At 36.7% G+C, this 20,132-nt stretch carries 17 protein-coding genes, 1 tRNA gene, 2 pseudogenes and 2 riboswitches; of the genes and pseudogenes, 15 read left to right on the forward strand and 5 right to left on the reverse strand.

Going from position 1 to position 20,132, the window contains the following annotated elements; translation table 11 throughout:
* Positions 1 to 19 precede the first annotated feature (19 nt).
* Positions 20 to 132: riboswitch (SAM riboswitch) on the forward strand.
* Between the two features lie 65 nt (positions 133 to 197).
* A riboswitch (cobalamin riboswitch) is annotated at positions 198 to 390 on the forward strand.
* Positions 391 to 551: 161 nt separating this feature from the next.
* Complete coding sequence (metE, locus tag DS031_RS00960; RefSeq protein ID WP_113804056.1) at positions 552 to 2,852, forward strand: 5-methyltetrahydropteroyltriglutamate--homocysteine S-methyltransferase; 2,301 nt, start codon at positions 552 to 554, stop codon at positions 2,850 to 2,852.
* A gap of 47 nt (positions 2,853 to 2,899) precedes the next feature.
* Here metE and DS031_RS00965 read toward each other — a convergent pair whose 3' ends face one another.
* The gene (locus DS031_RS00965) at positions 2,900 to 3,097 is read right to left on the reverse strand and encodes a ChaB family protein (RefSeq protein ID WP_113804057.1); all 198 of its coding nucleotides are present in this window, start codon (positions 3,095 to 3,097) and stop codon (positions 2,900 to 2,902) included.
* A gap of 127 nt (positions 3,098 to 3,224) precedes the next feature.
* Between DS031_RS00965 and DS031_RS00970 the strand changes: the two genes are divergently transcribed.
* The 4 genes from DS031_RS00970 to DS031_RS00985 all read left to right on the forward strand — a co-directional run bounded on the left by DS031_RS00970 (position 3,225) and on the right by DS031_RS00985 (position 6,311).
* Positions 3,225 to 3,297: transfer RNA gene (locus DS031_RS00970), tRNA-Ala, on the forward strand.
* A gap of 176 nt (positions 3,298 to 3,473) precedes the next feature.
* Positions 3,474 to 3,887: a VOC family protein gene (locus DS031_RS00975; protein ID WP_113804058.1), complete on the forward strand. Its 414-nt coding sequence runs from the start codon at positions 3,474 to 3,476 to the stop codon at positions 3,885 to 3,887.
* Between the two features lie 148 nt (positions 3,888 to 4,035).
* Positions 4,036 to 6,054 (forward strand): PAS domain S-box protein, encoded by a 2,019-nt coding sequence (locus DS031_RS00980; RefSeq protein ID WP_113804059.1) that lies wholly within the window; start codon positions 4,036 to 4,038, stop codon positions 6,052 to 6,054.
* Between the two features lie 74 nt (positions 6,055 to 6,128).
* A complete protein-coding gene (locus DS031_RS00985; protein ID WP_113804060.1) occupies positions 6,129 to 6,311 on the forward strand; it encodes an H-type small acid-soluble spore protein in 183 nt (60 codons plus the stop codon).
* 46 nt (positions 6,312 to 6,357) lie between these two features.
* Here the strand turns inward: DS031_RS00985 and DS031_RS00990 are convergent, their stop codons facing one another.
* The gene (locus DS031_RS00990) at positions 6,358 to 7,377 is read right to left on the reverse strand and encodes an alpha/beta fold hydrolase (RefSeq protein WP_113804061.1); all 1,020 of its coding nucleotides are present in this window, start codon (positions 7,375 to 7,377) and stop codon (positions 6,358 to 6,360) included.
* Between the two features lie 171 nt (positions 7,378 to 7,548).
* On the opposite strand from DS031_RS00990, the gene DS031_RS00995 reads away from it, so the two are divergent.
* The 3 genes and pseudogenes from DS031_RS00995 to DS031_RS01005 all read left to right on the forward strand — a co-directional run bounded on the left by DS031_RS00995 (position 7,549) and on the right by DS031_RS01005 (position 10,077).
* Positions 7,549 to 8,499: an alpha/beta hydrolase gene (locus DS031_RS00995; protein WP_113804062.1), complete on the forward strand. Its 951-nt coding sequence runs from the start codon at positions 7,549 to 7,551 to the stop codon at positions 8,497 to 8,499.
* A gap of 399 nt (positions 8,500 to 8,898) precedes the next feature.
* A pseudogene (locus DS031_RS24605) lies at positions 8,899 to 8,991 on the forward strand (hypothetical protein); the annotation flags it as partial.
* Between the two features lie 210 nt (positions 8,992 to 9,201).
* Positions 9,202 to 10,077, forward strand: coding sequence for an NAD(P)-dependent oxidoreductase (locus DS031_RS01005; protein WP_113804063.1), 876 nt, complete (start codon positions 9,202 to 9,204; stop codon positions 10,075 to 10,077).
* Between the two features lie 39 nt (positions 10,078 to 10,116).
* Here DS031_RS01005 and DS031_RS01010 read toward each other — a convergent pair whose 3' ends face one another.
* Both DS031_RS01010 and DS031_RS01015 read right to left on the reverse strand, forming a co-directional pair.
* Complete coding sequence (locus DS031_RS01010; RefSeq protein ID WP_113804064.1) at positions 10,117 to 10,746, reverse strand: YitT family protein; 630 nt, start codon at positions 10,744 to 10,746, stop codon at positions 10,117 to 10,119.
* A 249-nt stretch (positions 10,747 to 10,995) separates the two neighbouring features.
* Positions 10,996 to 11,523: an acyl-CoA thioesterase gene (locus DS031_RS01015; protein WP_113804065.1), complete on the reverse strand. Its 528-nt coding sequence runs from the start codon at positions 11,521 to 11,523 to the stop codon at positions 10,996 to 10,998.
* A 174-nt stretch (positions 11,524 to 11,697) separates the two neighbouring features.
* On the opposite strand from DS031_RS01015, the gene DS031_RS01020 reads away from it, so the two are divergent.
* The 6 genes and pseudogenes from DS031_RS01020 (at position 11,698) to DS031_RS01040 (ending at position 18,559) form a co-directional block, all read left to right on the forward strand.
* Positions 11,698 to 13,008, forward strand: coding sequence for an amidohydrolase family protein (locus DS031_RS01020; protein ID WP_113804066.1), 1,311 nt, complete (start codon positions 11,698 to 11,700; stop codon positions 13,006 to 13,008).
* A gap of 318 nt (positions 13,009 to 13,326) precedes the next feature.
* Positions 13,327 to 14,538: a branched-chain amino acid ABC transporter substrate-binding protein gene (locus DS031_RS01025; RefSeq protein ID WP_113804067.1), complete on the forward strand. Its 1,212-nt coding sequence runs from the start codon at positions 13,327 to 13,329 to the stop codon at positions 14,536 to 14,538.
* A gap of 235 nt (positions 14,539 to 14,773) precedes the next feature.
* Positions 14,774 to 15,760, forward strand: a complete 987-nt coding sequence (locus DS031_RS01030) for a branched-chain amino acid ABC transporter permease (protein ID WP_113804068.1) — start codon at positions 14,774 to 14,776, stop codon at positions 15,758 to 15,760.
* Between the two features lie 9 nt (positions 15,761 to 15,769).
* Positions 15,770 to 17,020 (forward strand): annotated as a pseudogene (locus tag DS031_RS23930) (branched-chain amino acid ABC transporter permease); the annotation flags it as partial.
* Between the two features lie 54 nt (positions 17,021 to 17,074).
* Complete coding sequence (locus tag DS031_RS23990) at positions 17,075 to 17,851, forward strand: ABC transporter ATP-binding protein (RefSeq protein WP_245947153.1); 777 nt, start codon at positions 17,075 to 17,077, stop codon at positions 17,849 to 17,851.
* Complete coding sequence (locus tag DS031_RS01040) at positions 17,852 to 18,559, forward strand: ABC transporter ATP-binding protein (RefSeq protein WP_113804070.1); 708 nt, start codon at positions 17,852 to 17,854, stop codon at positions 18,557 to 18,559.
* Positions 18,560 to 18,599: 40 nt separating this feature from the next.
* Here the strand turns inward: DS031_RS01040 and DS031_RS01045 are convergent, their stop codons facing one another.
* Positions 18,600 to 18,971, reverse strand: coding sequence for a hypothetical protein (locus tag DS031_RS01045; RefSeq protein WP_113804071.1), 372 nt, complete (start codon positions 18,969 to 18,971; stop codon positions 18,600 to 18,602).
* Positions 18,972 to 19,241: 270 nt separating this feature from the next.
* On the opposite strand from DS031_RS01045, the gene DS031_RS01050 reads away from it, so the two are divergent.
* Positions 19,242 to 20,099 (forward strand): CvfB family protein, encoded by an 858-nt coding sequence (locus tag DS031_RS01050; RefSeq protein WP_113804072.1) that lies wholly within the window; start codon positions 19,242 to 19,244, stop codon positions 20,097 to 20,099.
* The last annotated feature ends 33 nt before the right edge of the window (positions 20,100 to 20,132 follow it).

Raw genomic sequence — 20,132 nt, forward strand, 5'->3', positions numbered from 1 at the left:
CATTAGAAACTATCAAACACTCTTATTAAGAGCGGCGGAGGGACTGGCCCTATGAAGCCCGGCAACCATTCAGCAGAACGTCTTGAAAAGGTGCTAATTCCAGCAAAAGCGATTTGCTTTGGAAAATAAGAGAGGAATCCATTCGGTAATGAATGCCTCTCTATTGTTAAATAGAGAGGCTTTTGATTTTTTAAAACTTTATACGAAATGCAGCAAGGTGCTGTGCGTTATTTTACGCAGCTTAAAAGGGAAGTTCGGTGAAAATCCGGCACGGTCCCGCCACTGTAATGGGGAGCAGCTTATGAAGAAACCACTGTTTCATTTTGAAATGGGAAGGAATAAGCGGCATTGAACCTAAGTCAGGAGACCTGCCTGCTGTATGCGCTTTTGACCCTACGGGGATATAGGGAGGAGTGAGGAATGCATGTTGAGGATACAAGACTGTCTCAACTCTAGTTAACTATGGGCATAAACCTCTCTTTTCTATGAAAAGAGAGGTTTTTTTGTTGGGCATAAAAAATAATTTAAAAAGATATAAGGAGTGAAAAAGAATGAGTAAAGTAAAAAGTTCAAATATTGGATACCCAAGAATTGGTGAAAAGAGAGAGTGGAAAAAGGCTCTTGAACAATTTTGGGGAGGGAAATTAGAAAAAGAAGCGTTTCTATCACAAATTGAAGAAATTCGCCTTTCTCACCTTAAAAAACAGAAAGAACAGGGGATTGATCTTATTCCAGTTGGTGACTTTAGTTTATATGATCATGTCCTGGATACAGCTGTTATGTTTGGTTTAGTGCCAAATCGTTTTAACTACAGCGGTGGAGCAGTGTCTCTTGAAACATATTTTAATATGGCAAGAGGCAATAAAGAAGCAGTAGCCTCTGAAATGACAAAATGGTTTAATACAAACTATCATTATATTGTGCCAGAACTAGAAGGGGCAGTACCAAATTTAGTTGAAAATCGCCCGCTTCAGTTTTATAAAGAAGCAAAAGCAAAGCTTAACATTGAAGGAAAGCCTGTTATTTTAGGACCAATTACATTTGTTAAACTATCAAAAGGTTATCAAGACAACGAGTTTAAAGAAATTGTCTCTAAATTTGTCCCACTTTATGGACGAATTTTAAAAGAACTTCAAGAAGAAGGTGTTCAGTGGGTACAAGTTGATGAGCCGATTTTAGGAACGACGCTTTCAACAGAAGAGATTGCATTATTTAAAAGTGTTTATCAATCATTACATGACGCTGCACCACAGGTGAAAATTCTTCTCCAAACTTATTTTGAAAGCATTGATCATTATGAAGAAGTGATTTCCCTTCCTGCTGCTGGTATTGGACTAGATTTTGTCCATGATAATGGTGAAAATTTAGAAGCTGTGAAAAAATTTGGTTTTCCGCAAGATAAAGTACTTGCTGCAGGAATTATTGATGGGCGTAATGTATGGCGTGCAAATCTTCCTAATAAGCTTTCTATTCTTGAGGAGATTACGGAGATTGTTTCAGCTGAGCGTCTAATCGTTCAACCGTCATCAAGTTTACTTCATGTTCCGGTAACTGTTAAAAGTGAAGAAGCACTGCATTCAGTTTTAAAAGATGCTTTATCATTTGCTGATGAAAAATTAAATGAAATTGCGATTCTTACAAAAGGATTAAATGATGGAAAAGAAACAGTCCAAGCAGCATTAACAGCCAGCAAAGAGGCTGTTCAGGCATTAAACGAATCATCGTTTCGTAATAATGCTGAAGTACAGGAAGCAATTCAAAACTTACGTGAATATAAAGCAGATCGTAATGCGCCGTTTGCCGTACGTCAGCCGCTTCAAGCAGAAGCGTTTCAACTGCCGCTTCTTCCAACAACAACAATTGGCAGTTTTCCACAGACAAAAGAAGTACGTCAACAGCGTTTAAAATGGCGTAAAGGTGAGTTAACCGATCGGCAATATGAGAAATATATTGAGGAAGAAACGAAAGAATGGGTTACCATTCAAGAAGAAATTGGTCTTGATGTTTATGTGCATGGAGAGTTTGAACGAACAGATATGGTTGAATTTTTTGGAGAAAAACTAGCTGGCTTTCAATTCACAAAGTTTGGTTGGGTGCAATCATACGGATCGCGCTGCGTAAAGCCGCCGCTTATTTACGGAGATGTTTCATTTAAAGAACCAATGACAGTAAAAGAAACCGTCTATGCCCAGTCATTAACGAATAAGCCTGTTAAAGGAATGCTTACAGGCCCTGTTACAATTTTAAATTGGTCATTTGTACGTGACGATATGAAACGAATGGATGTAGCCAATCAAATTGCCCTGGCACTTCGAAAAGAAGTAGAAGCACTTGAGGAAAACAATATTCGGATGATCCAAGTCGATGAGCCGGCTATTCGGGAAGGACTGCCTTTAAAACGTGAAAAGTGGGATGCTTATTTGAATGCTGCTGTATATGCTTTTAAACTTTCAACAGCATCGGTGAAAAATGATACACAAATTCATACGCATATGTGTTATTCCAATTTTGAAGACATTATTAATGCGATTAAAGCATTGGATGCCGATGTGATTTCGATTGAAACATCGAGAAGCCATGGTGAATTGATTGATGCGTTTGAAAAGAACACGTATGATAAAGAAATTGGTCTTGGCGTTTATGATATTCACAGCCCACGTGTACCGAAGCTTGAGGAACTAACAAGAAATATTGATCGCGCTCTTCAAGTACTTGATCCAAAACAGTTTTGGATTAATCCAGATTGCGGTTTAAAAACACGAGGTAAGGAAGAAACAATTGCAGCACTTCGCGTCATGGTTGAAGCAGCTGAAAAAACACGAGAACAATTGCTTGTGAACAAAGAACAATAATGATAATAAGGAGGGTGACGAACATAAGTCATCCTCCTTGTTTTTATTTACTTTTTAACCCAATTATCATTGTTGTTTTTCGTATACTTCTTTTCTACAGCGCTCCATGCTACTTTATGGGCGGTTGCTTCTTTGTTATATTGTTTTGAAGCGGAATTAAATGCTTCTTTATAAATTTCTTGAGCATGGTGAGGAAGGTCGTCTTTTACGCGATCAGGAAGGTCTTCTAAGGAATCATAAGGCATGCCTATTGCCTCCTTTAAAAAGTGTCTTGTTTTGTATATTTCCAGTTTGTCAAAATGTTAAACACATTAACAATAATGAAATCGTTGACATAAATGAAATCTCCAATTACAATATTCTTAATAACACGGGGCATTAGCTCAGCTGGGAGAGCGCTTCGCTGGCAGTGAAGAGGTCATCGGTTCGAACCCGTTATGCTCCATTTTTAAAATAAGATTTCTCTGAATGAGAGATCTTATTTTTTGTCCTTGAAACCAAACATATGTTTGAATTAAGAGGAAAACTATTATATAATAAATTTGCTGGTAGCGTTTTATTAAATGCTGTTTTTTGTTAATGATTTACATAATAACTAAAAATTGAAGAGGAGTGTTAAGAATGAAAAACCAAGCAACGCCTTATCTAACTTTTAATGGGAATGCAAAAGAAGCATTAGAATTCTATAAGGAAGTATTTAAAGGAGAAGTGTTGGTTGTTCAAACGTTTGGTGAAGCTGATTACCCAACTCCTCCAGAAGCCGATGAGTTAATCATGCATGCCCAGTTTAAAAAAGACGATCTATTTTTTATGGTGTCGGATGCGTTTTTAAATCAATCTGTTGCAGTTGGAAATAACATTTCATTAGCACTCGAAATGGAAAGTGAAGAAGAAATTCAACAATTGTATGATGGATTGAAAGAAAAAGGGACGATCTTAATGGAACTTCAGGATACATTCTGGGGTGCGAGATTTGCGAAAGTAAAAGATTTTTATGGAGTTATTTGGGATTTAAATTATCCAAAGCCTCAATAATTATTTGGTTAACCACTGCTCATCTATATAAGAGTAGTGGTTTTTTATTATATAGACAGCAGAATATTAAATTCTTGTTAAAAGTAACCTTTCAAATAAATCTTTTCCATTATATACTTGTTAAAAAGCAGATATAGGGGAATTTAAAATGAGATATATGGGGAGAGTATTCGGAACAGGATTTGTTTTTGTTCTTGAACTATTTTATACATATTCGATTTACATAGGAGAGGAAACCATTACTCTTTCTCAAGTTGTCATGTCACTATTTTTTTTAGTTATTGCTTGGCAATTTGGAAAGAGTTATGACAATAAAACTTTACAGATAAAAGAACTGCAAGCAGCAAAATCAGAACTTGATTTCATTCTAGATAATAAAAATGTAGCGATTTGGTCTTGGAATGAAAAAGAAAATAAAACAATGTCTGTTTCAGCAGGAATTGAAGAACTGTACGGTTATACACGCAAGGAATTTAGTGAAGATCCTAGCTTATGGAAAAAAGTGCTGTATCCCGAAGATCAACATGTTATTGACAGCATTCGCCGTAATTTGTTATCAGGAAAAACGAGTTATGGGGAATTTCGTATCGTTCGCAAGGATGGTCAAATAAGATGGATTCAAGACTTTGGTACCCCTCTTTTCAATGAGGAAGGGAAGCTTTGGAAAACAAGTGGTGTTGCCATTGATATCACAGAGCACCGAAATGCCCAAGAAGCGTTAGAGCAGCGAGAAAGTCAGCTTCATACATTAATTAATGCGATGCCTGACTTTGTTTGTTTTAAAGATGGAAAAGGAAGATGGGTCACAGCAAATCCTTTTGGTTTAAGTGTATTTGGACTTGAAGGTGTAGATTATGAAGGAAAAACAGATACAGAATTAAGTGAATATGTATCATTTTATAAAGAAACCCTTCTGTATTGTCAAATATCAGATGAAGAAACATGGAGGTATGGAGCAATTACTCGCTGTGAAGAGACCGTACCGCAGCCAAATGGACAAACAAAAGTATTTGATGTGATTAAAGTTCCCTTATACTATGATAATCATGAGCGAAAGGGATTATTAGTCCTAGGAAGGGATATTACAGACCGAAAAAAGGCAGAAGCGCATTTAGAAGAAAGCAAACAGCGTTATAAATCATTGTTTGAACAACATCCTGATTTAGTATGTGCCATAGATACAAAAGGAAGAATTACTCAAGTAAATAAAGCGATTGAAAAAGTAACAGGATATACGCAAGAATATTTCCAAAAAATCACTCCAAAGGCTCTTTTTCCGCACCATTATGCTAAAAAGGTCATGCATTACTTTAATAAAGCAGTGATGGGACAGCCGAGTCATTATGAAATACAAATGAACCATAAAGAAGGTCACGTGATTGATCTTGAGGTGGAACATATCCCGATTGTTGTAAATAACAGTGTCGAAGGAGTATATGCGGTTGTAAAAGATATTACGGCACAAAAGAAAAATGAAGAAGTGATTCGGCGTTCAGAAAAACTGTCGGTTGTTGGCGAACTCGCCGCAGGGGTAGCTCATGAAATTCGTAATCCACTTACTTCTATAAAAGGGTTTATTCAAATGATGCAGGCAAATCAAGTTGGCAATGATCGGTATTTTCAAATTATGCTTTCTGAGCTTGATCGGATTAATTTTATTGTTAGTGAGCTTTTAATCCTTTCAAAGCCACAAGTATTAAGCTTTAAAGAGAAACGGATTACACCCATTATCGAAGAAGTGATTACCCTTCTTGATACACAAGCCATTATGAATAATATTAAAATTACGGCAAAAATGGACAGCGGTTTACCACCTGTAAGATGTGAAGAAAACCAAATAAAGCAAGTTTTTATTAATGTGTTAAAAAATGCAATTGAAGCAATGCCAAGCGGTGGTGAAATCTCTGTACATATTAAGGAAACATCATCTAATCGTATATTAATAAGAGTAATCGACCAAGGTGAGGGGATACCAGAAAATATAATAAAAAAACTTGGTGAACCGTTTTACACAACAAAGGAAAATGGAACAGGTTTAGGTTTAATGGTGAGCTATAAAATTATTGAGGACCATCAAGGAACCATTCATATTACGAGTAAAGTAAATGAAGGAACAACCATTGATGTCCATCTTCCGACTGCTGCGTTAACTTCATCGGAAAATTAGAAGTTTGAGAGGTATAAAGGGTGATTTCATAACGAACAATAAGAAAAACAGTAAAAAGGAGCATAAAAAACGTTATGGATATTCATCGCGCCAAACAAATTATTGCCTCACCTAAAGAAATCGATGTAACCTATCATGGAGTATCAATCTGGATGAAAAACTGTAATGAACAAAATGAGTCTGTCAGCGTTTATGAAAAGGCGAATCCTGGAAATATTAGAGTAGTGCCTGCTGCAGAGTTAGAAGAGCAAGTATAGTTAAAAGGCTTTTCATCATTGATGAAAAGCCTTTTAAGGTTATTAATTAAGCATTATAATTCCCTTTTCTTGAACTAATGGAAACGAGAAATTGATGAAATTGATCTTCTTGTTGATCGTTCAATTCCCTCATTGGGATAATAGTTTGATTTAAAGGGTCCTTTCCGCGAACTTCAGCAACAAGTGTTTCGTTCATATATACACGAAAGGCTGGATGACCGTCCGGTGTTTGTCCAGATGATTCAGTACGGAAAGGTTGTGTTGAATGATTAGAATGCATAGTATTATTAACTCCTTTAAAATGGGATTTTATATAGCCTTCAATAATTTTGTTGCATTCATGATAATGTCTTGTTGGTACTTGGTGTCTCGCTTTACTAACATAAACAACATCCGTTTTTTTTACTGCTTGCAAAAAAAGGTTTTTATAATGGTGAACATAGAAATCCATGGCACCATAAATTAACAGAAGCGGTACATCTATTTGTGAGAGGCGTTTCGTACAATTATAAGAAAGTCCTTTCGTATACATTTGATAAAGCACAGCTGGATTTGTTTTTTTAACAGAGGATTCAAGCTCTTTTTTAAAATCTTTTTCTGCACAATGGGCTTTTGAGAGAATTTTTCCGAGCAATGTTAAGCCCTTTAGTTTTGCAGTGGCAATGCCAAGCAGAAATTCTTGATAGAGAAGAAAGCTGTTTACTTCAGAAAAGCCTCCGCAAAGAATTAATCCTTGTGACCGTTCGGGATACGAAAGAACAAACTCCTGTGCGATTGAACCGCCGTTTGAATAACCAAACAGCACAGCTTTTTCAATAGATAAATGATCTAATAAAGCGAGAATATCATCGGCGAGAAGCTTTATTGTAATTTTCTCATTTGTTGTGCCGCTGCTGCCATGTCCCCTCATGTCAAATGTAATAACTTGACAGTGTTCAGCTAGTGGTGCTTGTTTTTTAAATGTAACATGGCCCATGGCAGGGGGATGGATAAAAAGTATGGGTATGCCTTTCCCTCTTACCTCATAATAAAGGGGCATATCACCATGGATCGCTGCATATGGCAAATAGTTCACCTCCAACAAGTAGACTTTACAAGTTAGTATGTCTTGTGATGAAGGAAGTATGTTAATGTTTGTTTGTATGTTTTTCTATAATATTCCAATATTAACTTTTGGGATATGAAGCTGTTTATGAAAAAAGATGAATGAAAGAAATTGAAATAAGGGGTATGGTCTGTGAAAGAGAGACAAAGGATAAAAAATGTTATTAAACGGTTATCAACATATAATGAGGAAATTGATTTACAAAATCCATCCTTGTTAAGTGAGGATTTAAAATATTATTTACAGTATTATAAGCTTCCCTTTCAAACCGTCAATTATCATTTTGGTGTGCTGAAAGTGAATGGCTCAGAGACGATGATGCAAGTATATGCACCTGAAAAATGTATAGGAACCATTTACTTACTGCACGGTTACTTTGATCATGTTGGCACATTAAAGCACCTTATTTTGTTTTTACTAAAGAAAAATTACCGCATTGTAACCTATGATTTAAAGGGGCATGGATTATCAAGCGGTCCAACAGCAGTTATTCAGTCTTTTGAAGAATATGTCCAAACATTTCAAGCGGTTATAAATAAAACGGAAGCACTATATTCAGAGCCTTGTTCTGTCATTGCTCACAGTACTGGTGCCGCCGTTGCAGTAGACTATCTTTTAAGGTCAAATACTCATTCTTTTAACAAAGTGATCTTAGCCGCACCGCTTGTTCGGTCGCACTTATGGCCCTTAACAAAAGTTGGTTTCTACATAATAAAACCCTTTCTAAAAGAAGTAAAAAGGAAATATCGGTTAAACTCAAGCAATAAAGATCATCAAACTTTTATAAAACAAGATCCCTTGCAATATGATGGTATCCCTTTAAAGTGGCTGGATGCCTTAATAAAATGGAATAAAAAAATACAAATAGCCTCACGATCAAATACACAATTATTCATTATTCAAGGAGAAAAAGATCAAACAGTTGATTGGAGATATAACATTCAATTTATTGCAAAAAAGTTCCCGGGTACAATTTTATCACTTCTTAAAGAGGGAAGGCATCAGCTGTTTAATGAGCGGGAAGATTTGCGACTGGAAGTTTTCCATTTAATCCACATGTATTTAACAAAAGAACTTAAATAAAGTGAATTTTGTTGAAAGGTGATTATAGAACAATAATATTGTTTCTATGTTTTTTAGATGATTTATAAGGATAAGTAACCAAAAAAGTCTAGGTGAATATCATAAAGGTGTAAAGGAGGCGATATTGTGCATCACAATGACTATTCACAAGGCCAAATGGGGATGCCTTATGACCAAACACAGGACATGAGCTCAGAGCATATGCATGATATGTGCAAAAAGCATATGTATTATATGATGACTTTAGAAACAAAAGACGGACAGCGTTATGACGGAATTATTGACAAGGTTGAAAAGGACCATGTTTATGTACTAATACCGGTTGGGGATATGGAGAGAGAAGACGATGATGTAAGACAGTATGGCGGCTATGGTGGTGGCTATGGAGGTTATGGTCCTGGCGGTGGTTACGGCGGCTACGGTGGTGGCTATGGTGGTGGCTACGGTGGCGGCTACGGCGGTGGTTATGGCGGCGGTTATGGTCATGGTTTCCCACGCAGATTCCGTCGGTTTAGAAGGTTTCGTTTCCCATTCTTTAGACTTAGAAGGTTTTTCTTCCCTTATTTTTATTAAAGTGAAAAAACGCGGTGAGCATCATCGCGTTTTTTTGTTGTTTGCTATTAAACCTTATCAATGGACTTCTACTAAAAACGTTAGTAAAATTTAACATGTAAACGTTATATAGAAGGGATTGAAAAAGGGATGGACACTCAACATACAACAATTAGTTTTATAGGTATCGGTGTAATGGGAAAAAGTATGGTAAGAAATTTAATGAAAAAAGGTTATCATGTTATTGTTTATACGCGTACAAAAGAAAAAGCAGAGGAGGTTATAAAAGAAGGAGCAGAATGGGCTGAAACAGCAGCAGGTGCCGCCAAAAAGGCAAATGTCATCATTACGATGGTTGGTTATCCAAAAGATGTTGAGGAAGTGTATTTTAATAAAAATGGAATTATTGAAAATGCAAAAAACGGTACATATTTAATTGACATGACCACTTCCAAGCCATCTCTTGCAAAGAAAATTTATGAGAAGGCAAAAGAGAAAGGCTTGCATGCTTTTGATGCTCCGGTTTCAGGAGGGGATATTGGTGCTAAAGAAGGCCGTCTAACAATTATGGTTGGCGGCGATGAAGAAGCGTTTGAAGATGTAAAGCCAGTTTTAGAGGTAATGGGAGAAAATATTGTCCTCCAGGGAGGAGCATCTTCTGGTCAGCATACAAAAATGTGTAATCAAATTGCGATCGCTTCTAATATGATTGGTGTTTGTGAAGCGATTGTGTATGCAGAGAAAGCGGGACTTGATCCTAGAATGGTATTAAAAAGCATTGAATTTGGTGCAGCGGGAAGCTGGTCATTAAGCAATCTTGCACCTCGAATGCTTAATGAAGATTTTTCACCAGGTTTTTATGTAAAACATTTTATTAAAGATATGACGATTGCCTTAGAAGCTGCAAAAGAAATGGACCTTATGACACCAGGACTGGAACTTTCAAAATCACTTTATGAAAAACTAGCAGAAACTGGGGAGGAGAACAGCGGGACACAAGCATTAGTGAAGCTGTTTACTTCCTAATAAAAAAGAGGATACCCTTTTGGGAATCCTCTTTAGAATTTAAGAGCTGCTCGCATTTTGAAGGGATACAGAAGAATCTGTTGTTTCCATTTCTTTAATTGGTGATTTTTTATAACGACCGATAATTGTACTAGCAATTGTAATACAAATAATCGAAATAAACGCGCGCTGCCAGCCAACCATCATTGCAGCGGCAAGAATAATTAGTCCATCACAGATGAAAATTACTACTCCACGGTTAATTTGAAATTTCTTGTCCATGTATAGCGCTAAAATATGAATGCCTCCGAGTGAAGAACCGTTATTTAAAACAAATGTCACACCGATTCCAATTAATGTGCCGGCAATAATAGATGAAACAATCATATTTAATTCAGGGAAGATGAGAAATTGATCGAAAATTTCTCTAACTAATGAAATGCCGGTAATCGACAATAAACTTGAAATTGAAAACCATTTTCCGAGTTCTTGAAAGGAAATAAAGAAAAAAGGTAGGTTTGCGATAAAAAACCATATTCCCCACGAGTACTCGGTAACAAACGTTAAAATTGTTGCAATCCCTGCTGTGCCGCCAAACGTTAAATGGCTTACAGCAAGTATTTTAATGCCGAGCGAAGTAAGAACAAGGCCAACAAAGACGAACAGCAGTTGTTTAATCAGCTTGTACATGGTCTCCTCCGTTCTATAAAAATAATCTCTACTAAATAGATTATAGGAGAATTTGGCGCTCGTCAATGGAGTTGGTCGTATTTTTATTCATTCAAATATTCTGATAATAGCTGATATAATATAATTATAAATATTTAACACGTTGTTTTTATGTATATATAATCATTTTATTGTATTTTTATAAAAATAAAAGTGCTGACACGTAATGAAAAGTCAGCACTTTACGATAAAAGTTTTTATTAATAACGTTTATTCCCACGGTTTTTTAATACCAGAGTTGTTAGCGAGCTGTCGGCTTTTTTCTCGACGTTCTTTTCGTGCTTTTGCACGGAATGGTGCGCTTTCATGAAGAGCAATTTCTTCTTCTGTTTCTGGAATAACCTTTGGAACAGCAATCGGTTTTTTATTTTCACCTAACGCTACAAATGTTACAAATGCGGTTGTACAAACTTTTCGTTCTCCGCTAAAAAGATCTTCTGAGATTACTTTTACGAATACTTCCATTGATGTATTATGTGTCCAACTTACAAAAGACTCTAAGCAGATTCCGTTTCCTTCTTTAATTGGATATAAAAAATCGACTGAGTCAATTGATGCTGTCACAGCAACCATGCGCGCATGTCGTGTTGCAGAAATAGCGGCAACTTCATCAATCATTTCCAATAATTTTCCTCCAAACATTGTATGGTAGTTATTAGTAGCAGAGGGAAGGACAAAACCTGATTTCACCGTGCGTGATTCATTGACACTTTTACTTTCAGGAACTTCTTTATTCATCTTTTCCATTCCTTTCTCATCATGTCATTATGTATTTTTTAAAAGTATAGCACAATTAGAAAAAAATGGCTTATTGTTTAAATTATAAGAAAAATAGCACTACTGGCAATTAAGTTGCTTTCATGTTTCAAACCGTGATAGATTAAATAATTATTGAGAGAAAGGACGTCAAATATGAAAACAGCTTATCTTAACGGTACAATTGTAACAATAGATGATCATAATACAGTTATTCATCATGGTGTTCTCGTTGTAGAAGATGGGAAAATTATTCATGTAGGTTCTGTTGAAGATTTTGATCAACAATCAGCAGAGCATACTGTTGATTTAAAAGGAAAATGGGTTCTTCCAGGACTGGTAAATACGCACAGTCACATTTTAATGACCATTTTGCGCGGCATTGGCGACGATATGCAGTTAAAGCCTTGGCTTGAAACGAGAATTTGGCCAATGGAGCAGCAGTATACAACCGAAACAGCAAAATGGAGTACAGCGCTTGGACTTGTAGAAATGTTAAAATCCGGTACAACAACTTTTTCAGATATGTTCAATCCAATTGGCATTGACGCAGATGAAGTGGCGCGTGTTATTGGTGAAGCTGGTATTCGTTCTATTTTTTCACAAACATTATTTAGTTTTGGAACAGAAGAAGAACAAAAAGAAAATGTGCGCAAAGCGAGAGAATTTGCGAAAACGTGGCGAAATGAATTTGATGGACGCATGACAACAATGGCTGCCCCGCACAGTCCATATACGTGTTCACCAGACATGCTTCAAGAAGCAGCAAAACTTGCGGCAGACTATCAAATTCCGGTTCATATTCACTTATCAGAAACAGCACAAGAAGTTCAAAAAAATGTTGACGATTATGGAAAGCGTCCAGTTGCTCACTTAGAATCATTGGGTATATTTAATCAGCCGACAATTATTGCACATGGTGTTCATCTCACTCAAGAAGAGCGGGAAACACTGGCAAAATACAATGTTGCGGTAGCGCATAATCCAATTAGTAATTTAAAGCTCGGTTCAGGAATTGCCGATGTTACAGCGATGCTTACTAATGGGATAATGGTTGGAATTGCAACAGACAGTGTGGCGTCAAATAATAATTTTGACATGTTTCAAGAGCTTCGCATTGCAGCACTGTTACAAAAAGGGGCAAAAGAAGATTCAACAAAAATGCCGGCTGAGACTGTGCTAAGACTTGCGACAAAAGACGGGGCACAAGCAATTCGTCTTCCTGAAGTGGGTTCGCTTGAAGTTGGCAAACAGGCAGACTTTATAACAATTGATCCAACAAATCAACCACACCTTCAGCCGAAAGAGCATGTTGTTTCCCATCTCGTTTATGCAGCGTCAGGCAGTGATGTATGTGATGTGTATGTAAAAGGAAAAGCACTCGTGCAAAATGGAGAATGCACAACGCTCGATGAAGAGCGAATCTTATTTGAAGCAGATCGTGTCTATCGAAATTTGAAAAAGTAAATGCTGATAAAAGCCGCTTGATTTTAAGCGGCTTTTTATTTATTTAAAAGAAAAAAATTGCTTGTAGGAAGATAGTATGAGAGGTTTTCTAGCCATAATATAGATAATTTTTAGGTTATCCACTAAATTTTAATTAAGTTGGAATTATTTAATAAAGCTATAAATATATTAAATGTGTTTAAAGGGATTATTGGTTTTTAAAACTTTTTATTTAAAACTACATAGCTCGTTACCTTTAATAAATACTTCTTGGATCATCCGAGAGATATTTATAGTTTTGTTGTAAAAATTTCATCTTAAAAGGGGGACGTGAATTTCATGTCTAAAAAGCTTTTTTGCATTCTTATGTTGGTCGTTTTAGTTTTTGGTGTGTTGGCAGGATGTACAAGTAGTAAGAGTAATCAACCAGCCTCTTCTGATGGGGACTCTGCCTCTTCGTCTAGTCCAACTGTTATTAAAGTTGCGGCAGCAAGTCCATTATCAGGTAGTATTGCGACGCTAGGGGAAGCGATTAAGCTTGGTGCACAGCTAAAATTAGAAGAAAACAAGAAGAAATTTGAGGAACTTGGCTATAAGCTTGAGCTCGTTCCGTATGATGATCAAGCAGATCCTAAAAAAGGGGTAGCAAATGCCCAAATGATTGCAGCAGATACGGCGATCCTTGGTGTAATTGGTCATCTTAATTCAGGTGTATCTATTCCTTCATCAGAAACCTATCAGAAGTATAATATTGCAATGATTTCACCAGCAAGTACAGCAACCGACTTTACAGATCGCGGTTTAGCTGTTGTAAATCGCATTGTAGCACGTGATGACTTTCAGGGTCCAGCCGGGGCGGATTTTGCTGTAAATGAATTAAGTGCAAAGAAGATTTTTGTCATTCAAGATAAAACAGCATATGGTCAAGGACTGGCAGAAGCGTTTAAAAGTTCAGCAGAAGAGTTGGGTGCAGAAATTGTTGGCTATGAAGGCATTACGGTTGGTGAAAAAGACTTTAATGGTGTGTTGAATCAGGTGCTTTCCAAAAAGCCAGACCTTATTTATTTTGGAGGTATGTACTCAGAAGGTGGATTGTTAGTCAAACAAGCTCGTGAGAAAAATATTAGTGTCCCATTTATGGGTGGGGACGGCATTGACTCCTCGACAATGGTAGAAATAGCAGGAGATAAGATTTCAAATACTTACTATACGTCTGTGGCGGCAGATGTATCAAAAATTGAAGCAGGGGTGAACTTTGCAGAAAGCTATAAAGAAAAGTTTGGTAAAAATGTTGAGTCATATTCTGCGTACGGATATGATGCAATGGGCGTTATGTTAGCAGGGATAGAAAAAGCAATCGAGGATAATAATGGTAGTTTACCGACAAGAGAACAAGTAAGCAGCACAGTACGAGCAACCCAAAACTATGAAGGAGTCGTTACAAAAGTAGGTTTTGATGAAAAAGGGGATAACAAATATGCAAAAGTATATATCTTTAAATTTGATACACCGACATATCCAGGAGAACAAGTAGGAGAAGTGACAAAGTAAAGTCTTGCTGTATAGGAAAAAGGTATGACCTAGAGGGATTACCTTTTTTCTCTTTAAAAGAATAAGAAAGTATAAGTTTTGATGTCTAGCTCCAGCGTCTACCTCCTCGAGTCAAATAACCTTACGCCGTAAAGGAAAAAAAGCACCTTTTCGTCGTAAGAACATTTGCTTGTCGGGGGTGAGCAAGGCGCTTGCGCTTTTCTTATCCTATTAAATAAAGTGAGGCAAGGAATTTATGATAGAGTCGATCCTGCACACCTTACCGCAAGTATTATTTGATGGTTTAACATTAGGAGCTGTGTATGCTGTCGTCGCTCTTGGTTATACGATGGTATACGGCATTTTAGAGCTTATTAACTTTGCACATGGTGAAATATTTATGACAGGGGCGTTTATTGGAACAGCTGTTTTAATAACAAGCCAAACATGGGGATGGCTTCAGATGTTTCCTGTTTGGTTTACTTTGTTCGCTGTATTAGTCATTGCCAGTTTATCTACCGGGATTATGGGAGTAGCAATTGAGCGTGTTGCATACCGCCCGCTTCGTCATTTACCGAGGTTAATTCCGTTAATTTCAGCAATCGGCATTTCTTTTCTTTTACAAGATATTGTTCGATTTATAACGGAATTAAAGCGCGGCATCTATATCTTAACAGGGCCGACTTTATATGATGAGCAGCTAACATTAACTGTGTCATCTATTTTTAGCGGTTTTACGGATATCTATTTTAAAGCAACAACAATCATTTTATTAGGGTGTACGCTGTTGATGATGATTGGTCTTGATTTTTTTGTAAATAAGACAAAATGGGGAATGGCGATGCGCGCTGTTGCACAGGATCCTGAGACCGCTTCTTTAATGGGGGTGAATGTCAATAAAGTAGTTACATTAACCTTCTTTATCGGCTCGGCATTAGGTGGAGCAACAGGTGTGTTGTTTGCACAGCAATATGGAACCATTGATCCTTATGTTGGGTTTATTCTTGGTTTAAAAGCTTTTACAGCAGCTGTATTAGGTGGAATTGGCAATATACGCGGTGCGATGTTTGGGGGAATTCTGCTCGGGTTAATCGAAATGTTTGCAGCAGCTAATTTAGGTTTATTAACAAATGGAATGGTAGGTGCTGAATATAAAGATGTATTTGCATTTGCGATTCTTATTATCGTGCTAACTTTTAAACCTGAAGGACTTTTTGGAAAAGCGGCTATAGAGAAGGTGTAGGTGGAAAATGTGAAAAAGATAATGGAGAATATTAAAGAAAATGGTGTTTTCCAATGGTTTCTTCTTATTGGTTATCTTGTTATAACTAGCTGCACTCTCTATTTTTCACAAAAATCTGTTCTTGCCTTTTTATTAATGCTGTTCTCGTTACTGCTTCTTTATTATACAAGCATACCGAATCGATGGAAATGGAGTACAGCGCTCGCTATCCTTGTGTTTATTTTACCCGCTTCAGCCAGCGGGGGACCTGGCTATCAATCTTATATGGAAGTAGCTTCACAAGTAGGTATTTATGTGGCAATGGGACTTGGTTTAAATATTGTTGTTGGCTTTGCGGGGTTATTAGATTTAGGTTTTGTTGCGTTTTTTGCGATTGGAGCTTATACGTATGGAATTTTTGCAACAAGTCAAGCAATGGAATTTATGCCGTTTGGCAGCTATCCGCTTTCAGGGGGAAGCTTTTGGTTTTTTATTATCATCGGCTGCTTTGCTGCTGCGTTATTTGGTGTATTGTTAGGGTTACCGGTATTAAGAGTAAAAGGAGATTATCTTGCAATTGTTACGCTTGGCTTTGGCGAGATTATTCGAATTGTATTTAATAATTTAGAAAAACCTGTAAATATCACAAATGGTGCGATGGGACTTTCTTCGATTCAACCACCTGCCTTATTTGGCATGACGTTTTTATATCCTAATCAATATTACTATATTGTGCTTATGATTTTGGCAGCTGTTATTTTTTCTGTTATCCGAGTAGAGCATTCTCGTTTAGGAAGATCGTTTAAAGCGGTAAGAGAAGATGAAATTGCAGCTCAAGCAATGGGAATTCCTTTAGTGCTCACAAAGCTAACTGCATTCGCGATTGGGGCTTCATTTTCTGGCATGATGGGCGTTGTATTTGCTGCAAAACAAACATTCATTGATCCAACAAGCTTTACATTATTGGAATCAATTACCATTCTTGTTATGGTGCTTTTAGGCGGAATGGGGAGCGTCCCTGGTGTTATTTTAGGAGCGGCAGTTGTGACGACTTTAAATCTGCAAGTCTTAACGGAGCTAACAAATTGGTTGAATCATTTAAGCATGGAAGGAAGTATCGCTTTTCCTAATGCGCTTGCTCCAGCCAAAATGCAGCGATTTATTTTCGGAATGATTTTAGTCGGCTTCACCCTATACAAGCCATATGGGTTAATTCCTGCCAAAAAGAACTTTGTGAATGAAAAGAATTTAAGGGAACAAAGTAATAAAACTCAGAACTTAGAAACAGGGAACAAAAATCAGAATGATCCGAAAACAGAAAATTCTCTTCTTGAAATTAACAATTTGACGAAAAAATTTGGTGGACTTGTTGCTGTGAAAAATATTAATGTCGTTGTGAAAAAGGATTCGATCACCGCTGTAATTGGTCCTAATGGTGGTGGCAAAACAACCTTTTTTAATGTGATTACGGGAATTTATAAACCTGATCAAGGAACAATGCTCTTAGATGGTAAATCGTACAGCGGTTTAAGGACAAATCGAATAGCGGCTCTTGGTGTTTCAAGAACGTTTCAAAACATTCGTTTATTTAAAAACCTCACCGTACTAGATAATGTAATGATTGGTATGCATCCTCATTTATCTGCAAACCTTTTTGGCATTTTATTTTCCTTTCCATACGTAAAAAAGGAAGAAAAACTGGCGCAAATTAAAGCTTTTCAACTGCTTGAGTATGTAGGGTTGTCTTCTCTTTTAAATGAAACAGCGCAAAACCTTTCCTACGGAGCACAGAGACGTTTAGAGATTGCTCGTGCACTTGCTTCTAAACCAGATCTTCTTCTTTTGGATGAACCCGCAGCAGGGATGAATCCAAAAGAAACGAGAGACTTAACGGATTTAATTCGTAAAGTGCGTGATGAACTTAATATAACCATTTTGTTAATTGAACATGACATGAAATTAGTAATGAATCTTTCAGAACATATTATCGTTTTAGATCATGGCGAGAAGATTGCAGAAGGAACAGCAGAAGAAATCCGGACAAATGCAAAAGTGATTGAAGCTTACCTCGGAAAAGAAAGGCATCATTTTGTTGAAGAAGGTGAGAAGTAAATGAATCTGCTTGAACTTATTAATGTCCACACTTATTATGATGGAATTCATGCTTTAAAGGGGATTTCTCTTCATGTAAATCGAGGAGAAATCGTCACTTTAATTGGTTCAAATGGTGCTGGGAAATCCACAGCATTAAAAACAATTTGCGGTCATGTTGGTAAAAAAGCAGGCTCTATTTTATATGAGGGAAACGAAATTATCCATGATTCTCCCCACCTATTAGCGCTCAGGGGACTTGCACATGTACCTGAAGGAAGGAAAATATTCCCGCGTTTAACTGTTAAAGAAAACTTAGAAATGGGAGGATTCTCTTTACGAAGCAAAAAAAAAGTAAAAGACAGAATAGAAATGGCCTTTCAATATTTTCCTCGATTAAAAGAGCGGCTTGATCAAAAGGCCGGTACGATGAGCGGCGGAGAACAACAAATGCTCGCAATTGGCAGAGCGTTAATGATGAATCCGAAAATTTTACTGCTTGATGAGCCTTCGATGGGTCTTGCTCCGATATTGGTAGAACAAATTTTTGAAATTATTCAAGCATTAAACAAAGAAGGCATGACGATTTTATTAGTAGAACAAAACGCCTATCAAGCTCTGCAAATTGCTCATCGAGGATATGTCATTCAAACAGGAATGATTACGCTAACAGATGATGCGAATGCTTTGCTTCACAATCCTCAAATTAAAGAATCTTATCTTGCTTGAAATAGTAAAATGTGCAGTCTTAGAGCTGCACATTTTACTTTTATAAATAAAATCGAATAATAAAAAACTGATCATTTGCATCAGAGCTCATTGCACGAAGCTGCTGCATTAATGAAGCGCGTTTAATCTTTAAATGCCAGACCTGCTCTCGAAGTTTTTCTTTTTCGTGTTGGCTGTGTAGCGCATTTAACTGATAATAAAGAGCCGCAATTTCGTTATCGATTTCATCAAAAGATTGCTGGAGGTCAGCCTGAATAATTTCATGAGTTTCTTTTGTAACAAATGTCTCACTGTTCGATAATTTTGTTGAAAGTTCCTGTTGCCAATCCTGATCACCAATTTCTTTTGCAAAACGATATAAATCAAGGTAATCATTTACCCATTGTTCTTTTAATTGTTTTTCATTAATCATACATCCTCTCTCCTTCCTGAATAAGAAGTTTTCTCATAATTGGATGAATGTATGTTTGGTAAATTACAATCAAAATATTACTATTTGCCAATTTACAGGATAGGAACAATTTCTGGTGTTTTTGACCCTTTAATAGTGTCAAGATTCAAAAAAATTGAAATGTTTTCTGTGTATTAACATTTTTCCAGTTATGGCAATATTGAATGAGGAAATATGATAAAGTAAAAATTATAAAGAAGAATTAGTATTGAGTGAGAAAGAAGGGAAAGCATGAAATTACAAGCAGGGACGGTCGTTTCACTTACGGTAGATCGTGAGGCGGAGTTTGGTTATTTTTTAACAAATGGAACAGAAGATGTTTTACTTCATAAATCTGAAATAGAACGTCCATTGGCCGAAGAAGAGACAATTGAAGTATTTCTTTATCAAGATCATCAAGGACGTCTTGCTGCAACAATGACCATACCGACAATTAGCCTTGACATATATAAATGGGTACAAGTTGTAAGCAAAAAAAGAAAACTTGGTGTTTTTGTAGATATTGGGATTAAAAAAGATATGTTAGTATCGCTTGATGAACTTCCCAAAGTATATGGGTTATGGCCGGAAGAAGGAGACTGGCTTTATTGTACGTTAATCCTTGATAAAAAAGGAAGATTGTTTGCAAAGCTTGCTGGTCACGAGCAAATCATTGAAATTTCTCGTGATGCTGAAGAAGAGATGTTTAATAAAGATATAACAGGTACTGTTTATGAAGCGATGGGAGAAGGTTCCTTTTTCATATCAGAAGATGGTATTATGGGATTTGTTCATAAAAGCGAGTGGGATCAAGAACCTCGTTTAGGTGGAAAAATTCAAGGACGGATTATTGAAGTCAAAGAAGATCGCAGTGTCAACGTATCACTGCTTCCTCGTAAACAGGAACGTTTAGGGGATGATGCTGAAAGAATTTATGCGTTTATAGAGGAGAATGGCGGAAAAATTCCTTATTGGGATAAAACAGAGCCAGAAGCTATTAAAGAGACGTTTCATATGAGTAAAGCTGCTTTTAAACGTGCCATGGGACGATTGATGAAAGAAGGAAAAGTGTCTCAAAAAGACGGCGCAACCTATATAAAAGAATCATAAAGAAGAAATCCTCACTGTTCAAGCTGAACGGTG

Origin of the sequence: Bacillus taeanensis (assembly GCF_003318295.1) — a bacterium.
In the GTDB taxonomy this organism is placed as follows: Bacteria; Bacillota; Bacilli; order Bacillales; family UBA6769; genus Maribacillus; species Maribacillus taeanensis.

What these genes read in the sequence shown, in the direction of transcription:
- metE (WP_113804056.1), top strand. Translation starts at nt 552, where the DNA reads ATGAGTAAAGTAAAAAGTTCAAATATTGGATACCCAAGAATTGGTGAA.
- DS031_RS00965 (WP_113804057.1), bottom strand. Translation starts at nt 3,097, where the DNA reads ATGCCTTATGATTCCTTAGAAGACCTTCCTGATCGCGTAAAAGACGAC.
- DS031_RS00975 (WP_113804058.1), top strand. Translation starts at nt 3,474, where the DNA reads ATGAAAAACCAAGCAACGCCTTATCTAACTTTTAATGGGAATGCAAAA.
- DS031_RS00980 (WP_113804059.1), top strand. Translation starts at nt 4,036, where the DNA reads ATGAGATATATGGGGAGAGTATTCGGAACAGGATTTGTTTTTGTTCTT.
- DS031_RS00985 (WP_113804060.1), top strand. Translation starts at nt 6,129, where the DNA reads ATGGATATTCATCGCGCCAAACAAATTATTGCCTCACCTAAAGAAATC.
- DS031_RS01005 (WP_113804063.1), top strand. Translation starts at nt 9,202, where the DNA reads ATGGACACTCAACATACAACAATTAGTTTTATAGGTATCGGTGTAATG.
- DS031_RS01010 (WP_113804064.1), bottom strand. Translation starts at nt 10,746, where the DNA reads ATGTACAAGCTGATTAAACAACTGCTGTTCGTCTTTGTTGGCCTTGTT.
- DS031_RS01015 (WP_113804065.1), bottom strand. Translation starts at nt 11,523, where the DNA reads ATGAATAAAGAAGTTCCTGAAAGTAAAAGTGTCAATGAATCACGCACG.
- DS031_RS01020 (WP_113804066.1), top strand. Translation starts at nt 11,698, where the DNA reads ATGAAAACAGCTTATCTTAACGGTACAATTGTAACAATAGATGATCAT.
- DS031_RS01025 (WP_113804067.1), top strand. Translation starts at nt 13,327, where the DNA reads ATGTCTAAAAAGCTTTTTTGCATTCTTATGTTGGTCGTTTTAGTTTTT.
- DS031_RS01030 (WP_113804068.1), top strand. Translation starts at nt 14,774, where the DNA reads ATGATAGAGTCGATCCTGCACACCTTACCGCAAGTATTATTTGATGGT.
- DS031_RS01040 (WP_113804070.1), top strand. Translation starts at nt 17,852, where the DNA reads ATGAATCTGCTTGAACTTATTAATGTCCACACTTATTATGATGGAATT.
- DS031_RS01045 (WP_113804071.1), bottom strand. Translation starts at nt 18,971, where the DNA reads ATGATTAATGAAAAACAATTAAAAGAACAATGGGTAAATGATTACCTT.
- DS031_RS01050 (WP_113804072.1), top strand. Translation starts at nt 19,242, where the DNA reads ATGAAATTACAAGCAGGGACGGTCGTTTCACTTACGGTAGATCGTGAG.